Genomic DNA, 19,136 nt, shown 5'->3' on the forward strand with positions numbered 1-19,136 from the left:
GTACATCCAATGGAAAAGACCTACAACCCAAGCGCAATTGAACAAGCGCTATATCAAGAATGGGAACAACAAGGCCACTTTAAGCCGCATGGCGATACCACTAAAGACGCCTACAGCATTATGATCCCACCGCCAAACGTCACTGGCAGCTTGCATATGGGACATGCGTTTCAAGACACCATTATGGATACCTTGATCCGCTACCAACGCATGCAAGGTAAAAACACCTTGTGGCAAGTAGGTACTGACCACGCCGGCATTGCAACCCAAATGGTGGTAGAGCGTAAAATTGCCGCTGAAGAAGACAAAACCAAACACGACTATGGTCGTGAGGCTTTTATCAACAAAATTTGGGATTGGAAAGCAGAATCTGGCGGCACAATTACTAAGCAGCTACGCCGTTTAGGCGCCTCGGTCGACTGGGAGCGCGAGCGCTTCACCATGGACGACGGCATGTCTAAAGCCGTAGAAGAAGCCTTTGTACGCCTTTACGAAGACGATCTTATCTACCGCGGTAAACGCCTAGTTAACTGGGATCCAAAACTGCACACTGCTATTTCTGATCTTGAAGTTGAAAACAAAGAAAAGAAAGGCCACATGTGGCACCTGCGCTACCCGCTAGCCGATGGTGAAACCACCAGTGAAGGTAAAGATTATTTGGTGGTTGCCACTACCCGTCCAGAAACCATGCTAGGTGATACTGGTGTTGCGGTTAACCCAGAAGATCCTCGCTACAACGCCCTAATAGGCAAGTTCATCGAGCTACCATTAGTTGGTCGCCGCATTCCTATCGTAGGTGACGAACACGCCGATATGGAGAAAGGTACTGGTTGTGTAAAAATCACTCCCGCTCACGACTTTAATGACTGTGAAGTTGGCAAGCGCCACAAACTTCCGATGATCAACATTCTTACCTTGAATGCAGACATTCGTGATGCAGCCGAAGTATTCACTAGCAATGGTGAGCCATCAGAGGTTTATTCAACGGATATTCCGGAAGAGTTCCAAGGTTTAGAGCGCTTTGCAGCACGTAAAGCCATTGTGGCCAAGTTTGACGAGTTAGGCCTGTTACAAGAAGTAGCCGACCACAACAACACTGTACCTTACGGTGACCGAGGCGGCGTAGTAATTGAGCCAATGCTAACCGACCAATGGTATGTACGTGCCGCGCCGCTAGCCAAAACTGCTACCGAAGCGGTAGAAAATGGCGACATCAAATTTGTACCACAGCAATACGAGAACATGTACTTCTCATGGATGCGCGACATTCAAGATTGGTGTATTTCACGCCAACTTTGGTGGGGCCACCGCATTCCCGCTTGGTACGATGAAAGCGGCAAAGTGTATGTTGGTCGTAACGAAGCAGAAGTACGTAGCAAACACGGCTTAGGTGACGAAGTAAGCCTACGCCAAGACGACGACGTACTAGATACATGGTTCTCTTCAGGTTTATGGACATTTGCGACTCAAGGCTGGCCAGAGAAAACGCCAAACCTTGCTACCTTCCACCCAAGCGATGTATTGGTAACTGGTTTTGACATCATCTTCTTCTGGGTAGCCAGAATGATCATGATGACCATGTACTTCATCAAAGACGAAAATAACAAGCCTCAAGTACCTTTTAAAACGGTATACGTAACGGGGCTTATTCGTGATGAAAATGGCGACAAAATGTCGAAGTCTAAGGGCAACGTACTTGACCCATTAGACATGATCGACGGTATCGATTTAGAAAGCTTAGTAACTAAACGTTGTGGCAACATGATGCAGCCACAACTTGCTAAGAAAATCGAAAAAGATACCCGTAAAACTTTCGAAAACGGCATTGAAGCTCACGGTACCGACGCCTTACGTTTCACCCTAGCCGCTATGGCGACCACTGGTCGTGATATTAACTGGGACATGAACCGCCTTGAAGGTTACCGAAACTTCTGTAACAAGTTATGGAATGCCAGCCGCTACGTATTAATGAATACCGAAGAGCAAGACTGCGGCCTCTCTTCACAAGAGCAGGGCGGTGAAATGGAATTTTCTCTAGCAGACCGCTGGATCGAAGGCCAATATCAGCAAACCATCAAAGCTTACCGTGAAGCATTAGATACTTACCGCTTCGACATTGCTGCCCAGCTAATCTACGAATTCACCTGGAACCAGTTCTGTGGTTGGTACTTAGAATTAACTAAGCCAGTTCTGTTTAAAGGCAACGAGGTGCAGCAACGTGGTACTCGCTATACCCTGCTAAACATTTTAGAAAGCTTACTGCGTTTAATGCACCCAATCACGCCTTACATTACCGAAACCATTTGGCGTCAAGTTGCGCCATTAGCCGGTAAAGCGCAGGCCAGTGATAGCATTATGCTGCAAAGCATTCCAGAGTTTGATGCCTCACGTATAGATGAAGCCGCTGTGGCCGATTTAGAATGGCTTAAGCAGTTTATTTTGGCGATTCGAAATATTCGCGGTGAGATGGACATTAGCCCGAACAAACCGCTTAACGTCCTATTGAAAAACGCCTCAAGCGAAGACTTACGCCGCTTAAACGATAACGCACCGTTCTTGGCTTCTCTAGCTAAACTAGAAAGCACCACCCCATTGGCAGAAGGCGAAGCGGCTCCAGCCTCAGCAACTGCTATTTTAGGCAACATGGAGATACTTATCCCTATGGCTGGCCTAATTGATAAAGATGCAGAGCTAGCACGTATCGGCAAGCAACTTGAAAAACTAGAAAAAGAGCTAGCAAAAGTGTCTGGCAAGCTATCAAATCAAAAGTTTGTCGCCAATGCACCTGAGCAAGTTATTGCTAAAGAACGTGCCAAACTAGACGAAATGGAAAGTGCTAAGGCTAAGTTGGTTGCTCAGCAAGAGACCATCGCCGCCCTTTAGTTTGCAACTTATGACTAAGTCCTCCAGTGGAGGACTTTTTTATTTGTGAAAGGATAAACAATGAACAAGAGTTTACTCACTAACTTAGCCACTTTGCTACTGGTAGCTGTAGGCTATTTTACTGCCAATGACTTAATCTTCTCGATTGGTTTGTTTGCTCTATCCGGCGCATTTACCAACTGGATAGCGGTGCATATGTTGTTTGAAAAAGTGCCCGGTTTATATGGCTCTGGGGTTATTCCGGCGCGCTTTGACGACTTTAAAGCAGGCATTAAACAGTTAATGTTGACCCAATTTTTTACTGCAGAAAACATCGACCGTTTTCTTTCTGATGCGAGTGGAAAAGCGGTGCAATTAAATCTGCGCCCAGTGATTGATAAAACTGACTTTAGCCCCGCTTATCATGCCTTAGTAGATACTATCGAAAACTCATCTTTTGGCGGAATGCTAGCGATGGTTGGTGGCAAAGAAGCACTCACTCCGCTTGAGCAGCCTTTTGTAGAAAAGCTCAAAGATGCAGTGATTGAAATTAGCCAAGATGAGCAATTTAGCGAAGCACTCAGAGAAGAATTAGAGCAACCTGAACACTTAGGCGATGTGCAACAAAAAATCACCTTAATTATCGAACAGCGGCTTGCTGAGCTTACCCCACAATTAGTTAAACAAATCATCCAAGAGATGATTCGTAAGCACCTAGGCTGGCTGGTCGTTTGGGGCGGTGTTTTTGGTGGAGTATTTGGCCTAATACACGGCCTAGTGTAAGTTGTAATACCAATCACACTAAGTAAGTGGTCAGAAATAACGCCAGAAAAATACTCGAGAACCAGCCAGGATTTTTCGATAAGTAGTTATTCTACAATTAAAAATTCTAACGCAGTTATCGAGTATTTTAACCAAATAGAATGAACTAGTACTTATTACAATTGGTATAACATCCAGCTAGTTGCTGTCAGCTAGCTGTTTTCCTGCTATCAAGGCGTCTATCTCTCCGCTATCTAACATCGCTTGTAGTAAGTTAGAGATCTCTTGCTGACGCTTAACTAACGGTGACAACTTTGAGATAGCCAAATAAACAGGACGCTGTGTTTGCTGGCGATAATCAGCATGTTTAAACCAAGAAGCCATTCCCTGCTCTTTTAAGAAGTAATCTCCTTCCACACAAGACATTACTACGGCATCAACTCGCTGACCTTTGAGTAAACGAAACGCCGACAGGTCATCAATGACTTCATGTTTGCTTAGCCCTTGGTCTTGGTCGAAACGCTCAAAGTAAGCCACCTTAATTTGCACAGCAATAGTTAATGAGTACAAGTCTTGATAGCTATCAACGTCAAGTGAGCTATCGCGTTTCAAGTAAAAACAATTACTTTGCAAGCTTCGATAAGCAGGCTCCACAAACGTCATATACTGTTCGCGCTCAGCGTTTCTATAGAGTCCCGTCATTACATCGCTTTCGCCCATCAGCATGTGCTTTAGGCAACGCCTCCAGCCACACCCTTTGGTATGTAATTGTAAATCTAGGCGCGCACTTAAAACCTTAAGCAGCTCTATTTCTATCCCAGTTAAGCTACCGTCGGATTCAATGGTTCGCCATGGCGGCCAATGCGCATTTGCGGTAGTAAGGGTTTGTTGTGCCCAAGCTGGGTAGCTAAGCAGCAAACACAGAAAAATGCGCAACAGATTCACAGTTAGTCCTTTAGGCTTATGTTGTTAATAGTGTAGTCAAAAAAAAAGGCGCTAAATGCGCCTTTTAATAATGAATAGCTAAAGCTTATTGCTCGTCTTCTTCGCCAGATTCAAAGTAGGTACCCCAACCGTCATAAATCACTTTATGTTTGTCAGCAATTTTGGCTAGAGTTTCAATATCTTCTTTAATCCCATCAGCCTCAAGTGAGGCTTCAACAATCACGTCAAAACACCACACTTTACCGCCGTCTTCAAGTTCGGCCTCTTCGGCATCACTTACTTCAAAACCTGCTTTAAAAACGTCTACGGCGGCTTTCTCTAGCACTTTAAAGTCTTTGCTGGCGATGTGATGCTCGATAGTGTACTCAGCGTCAGGATCACTGCCATCGGCTAACAACTCTTGGATAATCAGATCGGTCTCTTCTTGCCAGTCATTAATTACTTGTTGCATGCTCATGTTTATTCTCCCACCGCGTCTTTATTAGCTTCAACCTGCTTATTATGAATCTTTTGATAATCGGCAGCTTCACCACGGGCTTCCATGGTTAGCTCATAGATACGTTGTTCCATCGTGTCATGTAACTGACTAATTTCTGCTCGTAAATTGCCCTTCCATTGACTCACATCGATCGCTTTACCAACTTCTACAATCACCTTTCCGTTGTTCCAACGATTTAACTTTACTTGACCATGGGTAGATGAACAGCAAATAGGTAACATCGGCACTTTAGCTTGCATGGCCAAATGAAAGGCTCCAGTTTTAAAGGCTTGCAAACCACGACCATAGCTACGGGTTCCTTCTGGGAACATCCATACCGAAAGGTGGCGTTTATCAATCGCTTCAGCGGCTTGTTTTATCGTATCAGCAGCTTTGCTACGGCGATCTCGGTCAATAAGAATGTTGCCGGTAATCCAGTAGATTTGACCGAAAAATGGTATTTTGGCCAGGCTTTTTTTACCAATCGACACCACTCCTTTGCGCAAAGCAAAGGGTAAAGTAAACATATCGTAGCTGTTTTGATGATTAGCGATCCACACTGCTTTGTCAGGGATATCTTGGCTTAAGTGACGAAGCTCAACATCGATACCCACAAAGCGACCACATTTAGCGATAAGTACACCAATTTGATGCACTAAATCAGGATGACGAGGTCGGGTTAAGCAATACAAAATCACAAACGGAAATGCCGACAGCATTACCAAGGCTATAAACAAAATTCGAATTACGGCTAACATGACACCCCCATTAAAACAGCCCGCAGTATACGCGCAGTCATTTAGGTGAACAAGTGTAAGCTGAAAAACTTAATCTAAGCGTCATCTGTTGTAAGCTCATCATTTTCTGTAGCAGTGGCCTCAATTTCAATGCCATCAACACGTTGCAAACCACGCGGCAGTTTATTACCACGGCGACCTCGCTCTCCACGGTAATGATCTAAATCACTAGGCTTCAGGGTAAGTTTACGCTTACCGGCAAACAAGGTGACGGAAGCTTCTGCCGGAACCACATTAAGAATGGTGACATACTCTTCTCTATTCTTAACCCGCGCCGTTGGAATGCTTATTAATTTATTCCCTTTACCTTTTGCCAACTCAGGTAAGCTGGTTAACGGAAATACCAGCATTCGCCCTTCATTAGAAATAGCCAAGCAACTGTCGGTATCGTAATTACTCACTTCTATTGGCGCTAATACTTTGCTGCCAGCGGGAAGATTAAGGTAAGCCTTCCCGTTTTTATTCTTACTAAGCATATCGGCATATTTACCGATAAAGCCATAACCAGCATCAGAGGCAATTAAATAGCGTTGTTCGTCATCGGCCATAACCACATGGCTAAACAATTCTCCAGGCGCTAGGTTAAAGCGACCTGTTAAAGGTTCGCCTTGACTCCGCGCCGAAGGTAAGGTGTGTGAATCAAGCGCATAACTCCGTCCTGCAGTATCAAAAAATACCGTTTGTTGGTTACTCCGCCCACAGGCACTGCCTAAGAAGTGGTCTCCCGCTTTGTAGCTTAAGCTTTGAGCATCTACATCGTGGCCTTTGGCAGCTCGCGCCCAGCCTTTATCAGATAACACAACGGTAATGGCTTCGTTAGGCATTAGCTCTTTTTCACTAAGCGCTTTTGCTTCTGAGCGCTCGACTAAGGGTGAGCGACGCGCATCTCCGTATGCTTCTGCATCAGCCAACAGCTCTTTTTTAAGCAAGGTGCTCATACGGCGCTCACTGCCTAATAGCTTTTCAAGCTTATCGCGCTCTTCGGCTAGTTCGGCTTGTTCGCCCCGAATTTTGATTTCTTCAAGTTTGGCAAGTTGGCGTAACTTGATTTCTAGAATCGCTTCAGCTTGTTTATTAGATAAACCAAAGCGTTCCATTAAGGCGGCTTTAGGCTCATCTTCGCTACGAATTATTTCAATCACCTCATCAATATTAAGGAAGGCAATTAACAAGCCATCCAAAATATGTAAGCGTGCCAGCACTTTATCTAAACGATACTGGAGGCGGCGGCGCACTACATCACGGCGGTAGCGTAGCCATTCACTTAATATTTGTACTAAGCCTTTCACTTGTGGACGATTATCTAAGCCCAACATGTTGAGGTTAACTCGGTAATTGCGCTCCAGATCTGTTGAAGCAAACAGGTGATTCATCAGCTGATCAACGTCTACTCTGTTTGAGCGAGGAACAACGACGATGCGGGTGGGGTTTTCGTGATCTGACTCATCACGTAAGTCCACCACCATTGGTAGCTTTTTAGCCTGCATTTGCGCGGCGACTTGCTCCAAGACTTTGGCTCCCGACACTTGGTGTGGCAGTGCCGTAATCACTACTTCACCATCTTCAGTATGAAATACCGCGCGCATTTTCACCGAGCCTCGACCAGTTTCATAAATTTTACGTATGTCTTTGGCTGGCGTGATAATCTCAGCTTCGGTAGGGTAATCAGGTGCTTGAACGTGCTCTAATAAATCTTCTAATTGAGCCTTTGGGTTATCCAACAAATGCACACATGCGTTGGCGACTTCTTTCACATTATGTGGCGGGATATCGGTAGCCATGCCCACCGCAATGCCAGTAACACCATTTAATAGAATGTGTGGTAAACGCGCAGGCAGTACCTTCGGCTCATTCATGGTGCCGTCAAAGTTAGGGATCCAATCACAGGTCCCTTGGCCTAACTCACTCAGCAATACTTCCGAGAACTTAGATAGCTTAGCTTCGGTATAACGCATAGCGGCAAAAGACTTAGGGTCATCGGGCGCGCCCCAGTTACCTTGTCCATCAACTAAAGGGTGACGGTAAGAAAAGGGCTGAGCCATTAACACCATGGCTTCGTAACAAGCCGAATCACCATGAGGGTGATACTTACCTAACACATCACCTACTGTACGTGCCGATTTTTTGTATTTTGCATTGGCCGATAAACCTAGTTCGGACATGGCGTAAATAATACGTCGTTGTACTGGTTTTAAACCGTCACCAATATGCGGTAAGGCGCGGTCCATGATCACGTACATGGAATAATTTAAATACGCCTGCTCAGTAAAGCTGCTCATTGATAGGCGTTCTACGCCCTCTAAACTGAGTTCATTAGCATCACTCATGCTTTAATAACCTTTATGTTCCTTGCAAAGCTAGCACTGCTGATGCTTTGTCAAATTGCCAGAAATAGCGTGCGCTAGCTGGTTTACCGATGTAATAGCCTTGCGAGTAATCGACTCCCAAGTTGATAAGTTCGTTGTTTAATGCTTCTGACTCTACAAACTCAGCTACGGTTTTATGGCCAAGCTGATTGGCAATATCTACCAAGGCCTGAATAAAGACTTTATCTTCATTTTGATTAAGAATTTCGCGGACAAATGAGCCATCAATTTTGAGGTAGTCAAAAGGCAAATGTTTCAACGAATGGAAAGATGAGTAGCCTACACCAAAATCGTCTAGCGCGATGGCGCAGCCTAAGGCTTTAAGACGACGAATATGCTCTTCTGCTTGTTTCATGTTTGGCAATGCAGCAGTTTCGGTAATTTCAAAGATAATCATATCACCAGCGATATTGCGGCTAACAAATTCGCGGGCAATGCGTGCGATGACTTTTTCACTACAGAAAGAGCGTGCCGACAAATTTATCGCAAGTTTATCGGTAAAGCCGTTACGCAGGTTAGTTTCCATTTGTTGCAGAGCTTGTTGCACCACCCACAAATCAATTTTATCAATTTGGCCATTTTTCTCTGCGGCCAAGATTAATTGATAAGGTGAATGCAGCTGTTCCTTTTCATCACGCACTCGTAATAGCACTTCGTAGTGCTCAACCTTGTTGAGTTTGTTATTCATGATCGGCTGATAATGCAACTCTAAGCGATCACGCTCAATAGCGTTTTGGGCTAAGTCTAACCAGTAATGTTTTTTAGCTAGTTCTGTATCACTGTTTTCCGCTTGAAAGGTAACCACACAGTTTTTACCTAACTCTTTTGCTTGGTTGTTACAAATATCTGCCTTGGCCATTAAATCTTCAAAGCCGTTACCGTGCTCAGGGAAGGCAACAATGCCCACACAGGCAGACGCCGTATGAATAATCTTATGTCCTGGCACACTCACCTGCGCCAACATGCTAATGATTCGTTGAGCCACTACTTCGGAATAGGCAAGGCTAGTGCCCTCCAAATAAATAGCAAATTCATCACCGCTAATACGCGCCAATAAAGTATCATTTGGCAGTAAGCGCTCCAACCTGGAAGATACCTGCCGCAGCATTTCATCACCCGCGCCGTGACCACTGATATCGTTTACATATTTGAAATTATCAAGATCCACCATCAGCAAACAGCCGTAGCGCTTCTCTTTCACCATTTGAGTAATGACTCGCTCAAACTTACGACGGTTAGGTAAATCGGTTAAGTTATCGTAGTTAGCTACCCACTCTAGTTCTTCGGCGCGGCTTTTAAGCTGTTGCTCCAAGGCTTCTAGCTGATAAGAAAGACGTATAAGGGTGTGGTTTAACTCATCTGACTCATCTTGTAAAAAACGTTTACCATTACTTTCTAAATTTCGACGAAATAGATTGTGAGAAGAACGAGCCAGCAGTGGCAAGTTATCGATGGTTCGGCGGATCCGTCTCAAGGAAGGACTTAGTGCAACAATCACAATGGCACCAGCAAAAAGTAACGCCCCAATGCCAAATAGCAAGTTATTGTAGTCGGCGCGCTTAAGCTGATTTAGCTGAGTATTTATGTCGTTAACAATGGCGTAGTAAACAGGCTTTTGTTGGCTAGTATTGTTCACTTTAAAGGCATGTAGCTCAGTCAGCCCCATCTCGGTATTAAACTGTTCAATTCCATTGACTATATCTTCGGCATTTAAGCCAACTAACAGGTCTTGAACCATGTCGCGAAAAGCTGATTCTGCGTACAGTAAATTGAGGGTACTATCGTCGTTAAGCTCTACTAAAAAGTGGTGGCTACCTTGGCTTGCAGGGAAAAGCTCTAGCAGGCGTAAAGAGTCGATACTGTAGAAAATTCTGTAGCTGCCCTGCTCCTCCATTTTATCTAAATTAGTAGCAATGATAATGCGACAGCTTAGTGGACAGTCTAGTATCCACTTGGCTTGGACATCATCAGGGTCTTTTAGCATCCATTCAAGGGCTTTTTCACTATGGGCAATATAGCCAAACTGATACTTTAAGCCCTCTAAAGGGTCGACCACCGCAATACTGCGCACTGGTAGCTCAGTATTGGCTCGCAAGTCTTGCCAAAAGGAGTCAAATATCGAAGCAAGGTTTTCTTTTTGATACGAGTCAAAACGGTAAGATTGACTAGAGGTTACGCCTTGCAAACGAGTAAACACATCACGATAGTACTTTTGTAACTGGTATTGTTGGTTATCAATAATTTGCGCTCGGCCAAGTCCAAAAAAACTCTTCAAATTGTCGTGGTTAAAGCTAATTAAGCCAACCAAGGTCACCAATAAAACACCGCATAACAGTAGCAGTGCCTTACTCGCTAAACCTAATCGCAAATCGCGCATGCTCAATCTATTCCCTATACCAAATCAGAGGCCATATCGCCCTTAGTCTCCAGCCACTGTTTACGGTCGCCAGAGCGCTTCTTAGCCAATAACATGTCCATTAGCTGCACAGTGGCCTCTTCCTCTTCAACGGTAAGTTGAACTAGGCGGCGTGTATTTGGATCCATAGTGGTTTCACGCAATTGCAGAGGGTTCATTTCACCCAAACCTTTAAAGCGCTGTACATTAACTTTTCCGCGTTTTTTCTCGGCTTCTATGCGATCTAAAATACCTTGCTTCTCATCTTCATCGAGTGCATAAAAAACTTCCTTACCCACATCAATTCGGTATAAGGGCGGCATAGCGACGTAAATATGCCCCTGCTCGACCAATGGACGGAAGTGCATCATAAATAAGGCGCACAACAGCGTGGCAATGTGTAAGCCATCAGAATCCGCATCAGCCAAAATACAGATTTTGCCGTAGCGTAATCCACTTAAGTCATTACTGTCTGGGTCAATACCAATAGCAACTGAGATATCGTGAACTTCTTGTGAACCCAATACTTCTGTCGCATCCACTTCCCAGGTATTTAAAATTTTTCCGCGCAGTGGCATCACAGCCTGAAACTCACGTTCTCGAGCCTGCTTAGCACTCCCCCCCGCCGAGTCTCCTTCCACTAAAAATAACTCACCGGTAAGTGGATCTTGGCTAGTACAGTCGGTGAGCTTGCCGGGTAATGCCGGGCCAGAAGTGACCTTTTTACGGGCAATTTTTTTGCTTGAGCGAAGTCGGCGTTGGGCGTTACTAATAAATACTTCGGCTAACAACTCAGCTTGGTCGGTATGGGTGTTGAGCCACAAGCTAAAAGCATCTTTAACAATCCCTGAGACAAAGGCTGCTGATTGGCGCGAGGATAAGCGTTCCTTAGTTTGTCCGGCAAATTGTGGATCTTGCATTTTTACCGATAAAACATAACAACAGCGATCCCATATATCATCAGGGGTTAGTTTTAAGCCACGCGGCAGGATATTGCGAAATTCACAAAACTCACGCATGGCATCAAGTAAACCTTGGCGTAAGCCATTTACATGCGTACCGCCTTGCGCGGTAGGAATAAGGTTTACATAGCTTTCGGTAATGCTTTCGCCACCTTCAGGCAACCAACTTACTGCCCAATCCACTGCTTCGTCTTTACTCGAAAATGCACCAGTAAAAGGATCTTCGGGCAAGCTTATGTAATCTTTAAATGATTGGCTTAAGTAATCTTTTAGGCCGTCTTCAAAAAACCACTCGTCGTTTTGTTTGTTAACTTTGTCGACAAACTTAATGTTTAGGCCAGGACAAAGTACCGCTTTAGCCCGCAATAAATGACGTAAACGAGAGACTGAAAATTTAGGGCTATCAAAGTAGCTGGCAGTTGGCCAAAAGCGCACGCGAGTTCCGGTATTGCGCTTGCCAACCGTACCCGTGACGGTTAGCTCTTGAACCTTATCGCCGTTTTCAAAAGCCATTTCAAATAGCTGGCTATCGCGGCGCACTTGTACTTCGACTCGTGAAGACAGGGCATTCACTACGGAAATACCTACACCATGCAAACCACCAGAGAACTGGTAATTATCGTTAGTAAACTTACCACCAGCATGTAATCGGGTAAAAATAAGCTCTACTCCGCTTACCTTCTCTTCAGGATGAACATCGGTAGGCATACCACGGCCATCATCAATAACTTCGATGGACTGATCTTCAAACAAGGTAACGGTAATAGCACGCGCATGGCCAGCTAAGGCTTCATCGACACTGTTGTCGATAACTTCTTGGGCTAAGTGGTTGGGGCGAGTGGTATCGGTATACATGCCAGGGCGGCGTTTAACCGGGTCTAAACCACTTAATACTTCAATAGAGTCTGAATTATATTGATCAGCCATGATAGAAATTGTTACCTAAGTGCCAAAAAGTCGAGAATGGCCGCACAGTGTTTTTCAAATCCCTGAAAACTGTGGTCGCCGCCTTCTTCGATGGTGAAAGTTGCTCCCCTATACTCTGTGACCGCTAAGTTAAAGTCCAGCACTTCGTCTGCCGTTTGTAACATCACCCAAAGTCGTTGTTGACAACTTAAGTGTGTTACTTCTAACTGCTTTAATTGTTCTATGTGCTGTTGTTCGAGCCGGTAGTGTTGCAGAGTATACGGGTTTTGTTGCTCGCCTAAGTAGTCTTTTAGCAGTTGATAGGGTTTAACTGCTGGATTAACCAACACTGCCTTAGCTGTAGTTTGCTGAGCCACTCGGGTCGCTAAAAAGCCACCCAAAGAACTGCCCACTACACCGAGTTTTTTACCACGGTGTAAAGCAAGAATATCTTCAATTTGTTGCCACGCATCATTAGGGTGGCAAGCTAGCTGCGGGCACACCCACTGGATGTGAGTTTGATAAGGTTCAAGGTACTCAGCCATTGCTTGCGCTTTAGCCGAATTAGGAGAGCTATTAAATCCATGTAAGTACAATAATACTGAAGGTGGCTCCACTCAATAACCTTTCGATTTAGGATCTGGGAGAAAACTGCGTTCCGATAAACGCCGTAAACGAGTAGCAATGCGTCCTTCAACAGTTAACTGCAAATACCGCCAACCGGGTTGCTGGTGATCTAAAGCAAAATTAGCCGACAGCGGCAAAAATTGGATGCAAGTACTGGGTGTTGCAATGTAGGCAATACCATCAAATTGGAACTCATAATTTTGATGAACATGGCCAAAGATTACCCCACGCACATTCGGATAGTTGGCGATAACCGCAAAAAACTGATCGGCATTTTTAAGGTTATGCTGATCTAACCATTTACTGCCCACAGGAATAGCTTGATGGTGCATAGCAATCAGCACATGTTTGTCAGGATACTCGGCTAAAGCTTCTGCCAAGTTGTCTAGCTGACGTTGGCTCATTACACCATGAGGTTCACCTTCTAGCTGGGTATCCAACATAATGATTTGCCAATGCTCACTCACCAGTTGCTTAGCAGCCAGTACCCCGTGTTGCTCAAGAGTAAGCATGTTTTCTTGCATGTCATGGTTACCTGGTAGCCATACACAGGGACGTTCTAATTCAGCGATCCGTTCGGCAAAGCGCTGGTAAGATCGTTTAGTGTGATCTTGAGATAAGTCACCCGTTGCCAGAATATAGTCGAAGGGGGTATTGTCACTTTTAATGTTTTCTATGACTGCACTGAAACTGTCGTTGGTATTAACCCCCAACAAACCTGTTTGCTCATCGGCAAACAAGTGCGTATCGGTGACCTGCAATAAATGCACACTTCCGTCTGCTGCTGTGTTTATGTTTAATTTAGTAAATGCCACAATGTTTTCTTGTAGTTTGCTTAAGCAAACTCAACTTTAATCCGCTGTTTTAAACAAAATACTAACCAGTCATTAAGAAACTGATTTGTCTGATGCTTTTCATCTTGATGATGCATCTTTTTATTGGGGTAATCATACCTTGGTTTAAGCTTATAAATCTGCTGACTAGCACACACTTCCGCCAACCGTGCATCGTGATACAAACGCACTAGCAACTGAGGCTGTAGGTAATTAAATACTTGGTCGCTGGCTTGCCTAATCTCATAAAGCGAGGTATAGCGAGTCAGCTCTTTACTTTCAAGCAAATAATCTTCACCAAGTTTGGGTACCAAACGTAATATCGTTCCCGCCTCCAGCGGCCCCGGAAACAAACGCGTCATCAAGCTATAATTAGCAGCATAGAGCTGCATCAACTGGTTTAAGTTAACTCGATAACGAGCAGAGCCAGTGTTATGAGGCATCACCGTCGCCATCATTTTGCCACTGCTGGCGCACCTTCTGCAAATTCAACTGCAGCCACTGAATCGCAATAACCGCTGCAGCATTATCAATTACCCCTTGTTGCACCCATTCAAAAGCAAGCTCGCGGCTTAGAACTTTGACCAATATGTCTTCATTTTCTTTATCTAGGCCATGAACACCGCCTGCTTGGCTAGCATCCACTTCACCAATGTACAAATGGATACGCTCGCTTAAACCACCAGCTCCAGGCAAAAAACTATTACAAGACAGTACGCGATTAACACTAAGACCAGCTTCTTCTTCCGCTTCACGAACCGCAACATCCAAAGGAGGCTGATCACTATCGAGCATGCCGGCTACAATTTCTAATAGCCAAGGGCTTGCGCCAGTTTCCACTGCACCAATTCTAAACTGCTCTACCAGCACCACTTGGTCTAATTTTGGATCAAACAATAATATGCCAGCAGCATGGCCGCGATCCATCATTTCCCGCTGCATCCAATCGCTCCAGCCACCTTGGTATAAACGGTGGCGCAGAGTATAACGTTGCAATTTAAAGAAACCTTGATACAAATCTTCTACATTTTTAATTTCAACATCCTGATGTGAAAATTGATGATTATTTTGCAACTTTGTCATACTGACAAGGACTCCTTTTTTGTAACGATTGGTATGAAAATTGTCAGAACTTATTGATCCAACACCAGATTGACCGTAAATTTTTGCTTTTTCTTTGTTATCTAGGTCTTACTCTACAAATAAAGCTGGTATAGACTAGCATTAATCAAACTGTGGTAGTTTTATACTATCAAGATTTAGTCTATACAAAGTAGATATCAGTTCCCGAAATAACCTCGCTAAACACGGCGACCAAAGGAAAGGCGTAATGAAGCTGAAAATCAAATCGTTAATATTAGCTTGTGGAATTAGCTCTTTAGCTTTCCAAGCTCAAGCTGATGATTTATTGCAAATTTATCAACTAGCTCAAGAAAAAGACCCTGTGATTTTGCAAAGTAAAGCTCAGCGTGACATCGCCTTTGAGCAAATCACTACATCTCGTGCATCATTGCTTCCCCAAATTGGTTTTGGTGCCGGTGCTAAATACACCACCACCAATAACGACACTATCGACAGTATTACTAACACCAATGCATCTATTGGTCTTAGTCAGTCATTGTACTCAAAATCCAATTGGACCAGCTTAAGTATTTCAGAAAAGAACGCGACACGTTCAGAAGCCTTATATGGCAATGACATACAAAGTCTAATTATCCGCGTAAGTAATGCTTATTTTAACGTATTACGAGCCATGGACAACGTAACCTTTGTTGAAGCAAACAAAACAGCAGTTGGTCGCCAATTAGAGCAAACTAAACAACGCTTTAATGTTGGTCTTACAGCGATAACCGACGTACACGAAGCCCAAGCAGAATATGACCGTACTCTTGCCCAAGAAATTCAAGCGCGTAACGACTTGTCTAACAGCTACGAAGACTTACGTGAACTTACTGGTTTAGAACACCGCGAATTAAATATTCTAAATACTCAACGTTTTGAACCTAATCCACTTAAACAAGGCTCAGACTTTTGGTTAGCCACGGCTAACGATAGAAACCTACAGTTAAATGCACAACGTATCAGTAAAGAAATTGCCCAAGAACAAATTGAGTTAGCACAGAGTGGTCACTTACCCACCCTAGATTTAACTGCAGGTATAGGCTACGAAAACAATAAGTACGGCAACGATACCTATGACTCACTGCAAGGTGGTAGCTCAAATGCTGGAAATATTGGTCTTGAATTCAACTGGCCCATCTACCTAGGCGGCAGCATCGATTCGCAAGTAAGACAAGCCCAGTTTAGTTACATCGCATCCTCGGAAGCGCTAGAGCAAACCTTCCGCACGGTGCAAAGCACGGTAAACTCCGTCGTCAACAATGTGACAGCCAGCATTGGTTCGGTTAAAGCCTTCGAGCAGACGGTAGTGTCTTCACAAAGTGCACTTGAAGCCACCGAAGCAGGCTTTGAAGTGGGTACTCGTACCATTGTTGACGTACAAGACGCCACACGTAACTTGTACTCTGCAAAAAGCGATTTAGCCAACGCCCGTTATGATTACATTCTTAACATGCTAGCGCTTAAACAAGCAGCCGGTACTTTAACCGAAGAAGACCTAGCACTGGTTAACTCAGGTTTAATGCCTCCCCAGTAATATCTTTAGTCAAAGTTTTGCAATAAAAAAGGCGCCGATTGGCGCCTTTTTTGAATCAACGACAAAACTAGTCGATTTGATTTTGACGAATAGACTTGATGATTTCCGAAGTTGAACAACCATCTTCGAAGTTAAGCACTCGCACTTCACCGCCATTGGCAATCACTTCTTGCCCACCAGCAATCTCTTCTGGCTTGTAATCGCCGCCTTTCACCAATAAGTCTGGCAATAAGTTAGCAATTAAACGCTGTGGCGTATCTTCACTAAAATCAACCACCCAATCTACCGCACCCAAACCGGCTAACACAGCCATGCGTCGATCAACACTATTTACCGGGCGACCTTCGCCTTTTAAACGTTTAACAGAGTCATCACTGTTTACCGCAACAATTAAACGATCACCTAAAGTGCGCGCGTGATTTAGGTAAGACACATGACCGGCATGTAAAATGTCGAAGCAGCCATTGGTCATAACCACTTTCTCGCCGCGGCGTTTAGCCGCTTCTAAAGCAAACTTAAGCTGCTGCTCACTTAACACACCAAAGCCAGTTTCCTGCGAACCATACACGGCATTGGCAAGCTCAATGGTAGACACCGTAGACGTACCCAATTTACCCACCACAATGCCTGCAGCAGCGTTAGCTAAGGCACAAGCATCATCTAAGCTCGAGCCAGCCGCTAGTGAGCTAGCTAAAGTAGAAATCACTGTATCGCCAGCACCAGTTACGTCATAGACCTCTTGCGCCAAAGCTGCCAAATGTAACTCTGGTTGGCCCTTACGAATTAGTGTCATACCGTGCTCACTACGTGTCACTAGCAATGCTTCTAGGTCTAACTGCTCGATGAGTGCTTCGCCTTTGCTAATAATTTCGTCTTCATCTTTACAGTGACCAACCACCGCTTCAAACTCAGAGAAGTTAGGCGTGAGCAAAGTTGCACCGCGATATTTATCAAAGGCACTGCCTTTTGGGTCAACCAATACCGGAACACCGGCTTCACGCGCCAGGGCAATTAAATCGCCAACTTGGTTTAATGCGCCTTTGTTGTAGTCAGATAAAATAACCACTTGATGCTGTTTAACTTGCTCAGCAAAATTAGCGGTTAACTCTTTGCTATCAACCTCATGAAAATTTTCTTCAAAATCTAAACGAATTAACTGCTGGTGACGGCTAAGTACCCGTAGCTTAGTAATAGTTGGGTAATCAGCAAACTTAGTAAATTGGCACTCTACACCAACCGCTGCCAACTTGTTTTCTAAGGCTATGCCAGCTTCGTCTTCGCCGCTCATACCTAATAACGTTGAGCCAGCGCCTAAGGCTACGGCGTTTAAGGCTACGTTAGCCGCGCCGCCAGGACGTTCTTCAATTTGTTCAACTTTAACCACTGGAACCGGGGCTTCAGGCGAGATGCGTCCGGTAGGTCCATGCCAATAGCGGTCTAACATTACATCGCCAACTACTAACACCTTAGCTTGGGCAAACTCAGGGAGGGTTATTCTCATTGTTCACTCTCATCGAAAAATAATTATTAACAGTTTATCATAGTTAAACTTATGGTCTGCGGCATAATCTCTTGATATCCAGTAGACTTTACACATTATTACAGCGACAAAGTAAAATATGGCGAAAATTTCATCCCCCAAGCTTAACGCACAATCTTTTCACCCAAAGAACTGGGGGGCCTGGGTATTAATTGGCTTTATGTTCAGTATTAGCTTACTGCCTTATCGCGTTCAGCATTACTTGGGTTTAGGCATTGGCCGCTTAGGCCGAGCATTGATGAAATCACGCGTACATATTACTCGCCGCAACTTAGAAATATGCTTTCCAGACAAAAGTGAAGACGAGCGAGAGCAACTGGTTGAAGGCTGTTTTCGTCATTTAGGGCATTCGGTGGTGGATACCGCCAACGCGTGGTTTTGGCCACAATGGCGCTTTGCAAAACACTTCAAAGTAGAAGGCCTTGAACACCTAGAAAAAGCACGTGAGCAACAAGGTGGGATTTTATTAGTAAGTGCCCACTTTTGGACCTTAGAAAGCCATGCTCGCGCTTATGGCACTTTGGATCCCGGTGTTGGGATTTACCGCCCTAACAAAAATGCAGTTTATGAGTATTTTCAATATCACGGTCGCACTAAGTCCAATAAATACTTAGTAGATCGCACCGATGTGCGCGGTATGATTAAAGCTCTGCGCCAAGACAATGCTGTGTGGTACGCGCCTGACCATGATTACGGAACCCATGCTGCAGTGTTTGTACCGTTTTTTGCGCAAGATAAAGCCGCTACTATTATCGGTACCGCCACCTTAGCCAAAGTGAAAAACGTGCAAGTATTGCCAACTTATGCACTACGTAATGAAGATGGCTCAGGCTTTACTTTGGTGATTGAACCAGCCCTAGAAAACTACCCGCAAGGTGATGATGAACAAGATGCCCACACCATCAACCAAGTGGTAGAAAAAGCCATACTACGCGCGCCCGAGCAATATATGTGGATCCACCGCCGCTTTAAATCTCGCCCAGAAGGTGAAAAAGGCGTTTACTAAT

Annotated in this window: 15 protein-coding genes; 4 read left to right on the forward strand and 11 right to left on the reverse strand. The window is 44.6% G+C overall.

Annotated features, from left to right (window positions below; translation table 11 throughout):
• Positions 1 to 9 precede the first annotated feature (9 nt).
• Together K5L93_RS06025 and K5L93_RS06030 are read left to right on the forward strand one after the other, a co-directional pair.
• Positions 10 to 2,883 (forward strand): valine--tRNA ligase, encoded by a 2,874-nt coding sequence (locus tag K5L93_RS06025; RefSeq protein ID WP_220718906.1) that lies wholly within the window; start codon positions 10 to 12, stop codon positions 2,881 to 2,883.
• Between the two features lie 60 nt (positions 2,884 to 2,943).
• Positions 2,944 to 3,645 (forward strand): DUF445 domain-containing protein, encoded by a 702-nt coding sequence (locus K5L93_RS06030; RefSeq protein ID WP_220718907.1) that lies wholly within the window; start codon positions 2,944 to 2,946, stop codon positions 3,643 to 3,645.
• Between the two features lie 177 nt (positions 3,646 to 3,822).
• Here the strand turns inward: K5L93_RS06030 and K5L93_RS06035 are convergent, their stop codons facing one another.
• The 10 genes from K5L93_RS06035 to nudF all read right to left on the reverse strand — a co-directional run bounded on the left by K5L93_RS06035 (position 3,823) and on the right by nudF (position 15,016).
• Positions 3,823 to 4,569 (reverse strand): substrate-binding periplasmic protein, encoded by a 747-nt coding sequence (locus K5L93_RS06035; protein WP_220718908.1) that lies wholly within the window; start codon positions 4,567 to 4,569, stop codon positions 3,823 to 3,825.
• 85 nt (positions 4,570 to 4,654) lie between these two features.
• Positions 4,655 to 5,026, reverse strand: coding sequence for a ribonuclease E inhibitor RraB (gene rraB, locus K5L93_RS06040; RefSeq protein ID WP_220718909.1), 372 nt, complete (start codon positions 5,024 to 5,026; stop codon positions 4,655 to 4,657).
• A gap of 2 nt (positions 5,027 to 5,028) precedes the next feature.
• A complete protein-coding gene (locus K5L93_RS06045; protein WP_220718910.1) occupies positions 5,029 to 5,805 on the reverse strand; it encodes a 1-acylglycerol-3-phosphate O-acyltransferase in 777 nt (258 codons plus the stop codon).
• A gap of 74 nt (positions 5,806 to 5,879) precedes the next feature.
• The gene (gene parC, locus K5L93_RS06050) at positions 5,880 to 8,171 is read right to left on the reverse strand and encodes a DNA topoisomerase IV subunit A (protein WP_220718911.1); all 2,292 of its coding nucleotides are present in this window, start codon (positions 8,169 to 8,171) and stop codon (positions 5,880 to 5,882) included.
• 13 nt (positions 8,172 to 8,184) lie between these two features.
• The gene (locus K5L93_RS06055) at positions 8,185 to 10,587 is read right to left on the reverse strand and encodes a putative bifunctional diguanylate cyclase/phosphodiesterase (protein ID WP_220718912.1); all 2,403 of its coding nucleotides are present in this window, start codon (positions 10,585 to 10,587) and stop codon (positions 8,185 to 8,187) included.
• 14 nt (positions 10,588 to 10,601) lie between these two features.
• On the reverse strand, positions 10,602 to 12,494 hold the full coding sequence (gene parE, locus K5L93_RS06060) for a DNA topoisomerase IV subunit B (protein WP_220718913.1): 1,893 nt from the start codon (positions 12,492 to 12,494) through the stop codon (positions 10,602 to 10,604).
• Between the two features lie 11 nt (positions 12,495 to 12,505).
• On the reverse strand, positions 12,506 to 13,090 hold the full coding sequence (locus K5L93_RS06065; RefSeq protein ID WP_220718914.1) for a YqiA/YcfP family alpha/beta fold hydrolase: 585 nt from the start codon (positions 13,088 to 13,090) through the stop codon (positions 12,506 to 12,508).
• Positions 13,091 to 13,915: a 3',5'-cyclic-AMP phosphodiesterase gene (gene cpdA, locus K5L93_RS06070; RefSeq protein WP_246615000.1), complete on the reverse strand. Its 825-nt coding sequence runs from the start codon at positions 13,913 to 13,915 to the stop codon at positions 13,091 to 13,093. It lies immediately after the preceding gene.
• Between the two features lie 20 nt (positions 13,916 to 13,935).
• Entirely contained in the window at positions 13,936 to 14,376 is a 441-nt protein-coding gene (locus K5L93_RS06075; protein WP_220718915.1) for a DUF1249 domain-containing protein, read from the reverse strand.
• Positions 14,366 to 15,016, reverse strand: coding sequence for an ADP-ribose diphosphatase (nudF, locus tag K5L93_RS06080; RefSeq protein ID WP_220718916.1), 651 nt, complete (start codon positions 15,014 to 15,016; stop codon positions 14,366 to 14,368). Before nudF ends, K5L93_RS06075 begins: the two co-directional genes overlap by 11 nt.
• A 247-nt stretch (positions 15,017 to 15,263) precedes the next feature.
• Between nudF and tolC the strand changes: the two genes are divergently transcribed.
• On the forward strand, positions 15,264 to 16,589 hold the full coding sequence (tolC, locus tag K5L93_RS06085; protein ID WP_220718917.1) for an outer membrane channel protein TolC: 1,326 nt from the start codon (positions 15,264 to 15,266) through the stop codon (positions 16,587 to 16,589).
• Between the two features lie 67 nt (positions 16,590 to 16,656).
• Here the strand turns inward: tolC and hldE are convergent, their stop codons facing one another.
• Complete coding sequence (hldE, locus tag K5L93_RS06090) at positions 16,657 to 18,090, reverse strand: bifunctional D-glycero-beta-D-manno-heptose-7-phosphate kinase/D-glycero-beta-D-manno-heptose 1-phosphate adenylyltransferase HldE (RefSeq protein WP_220718918.1); 1,434 nt, start codon at positions 18,088 to 18,090, stop codon at positions 16,657 to 16,659.
• 118 nt (positions 18,091 to 18,208) lie between these two features.
• On the opposite strand from hldE, the gene lpxL reads away from it, so the two are divergent.
• A complete protein-coding gene (lpxL, locus tag K5L93_RS06095; RefSeq protein WP_220718919.1) occupies positions 18,209 to 19,135 on the forward strand; it encodes an LpxL/LpxP family Kdo(2)-lipid IV(A) lauroyl/palmitoleoyl acyltransferase in 927 nt (308 codons plus the stop codon).
• Position 19,136: the final 1 nt, after the last annotated feature.

The sequence above is a fragment of the Agarivorans litoreus genome, assembly GCF_019649015.1.
Classification (GTDB): Bacteria; Pseudomonadota; Gammaproteobacteria; order Enterobacterales; family Celerinatantimonadaceae; genus Agarivorans; species Agarivorans litoreus.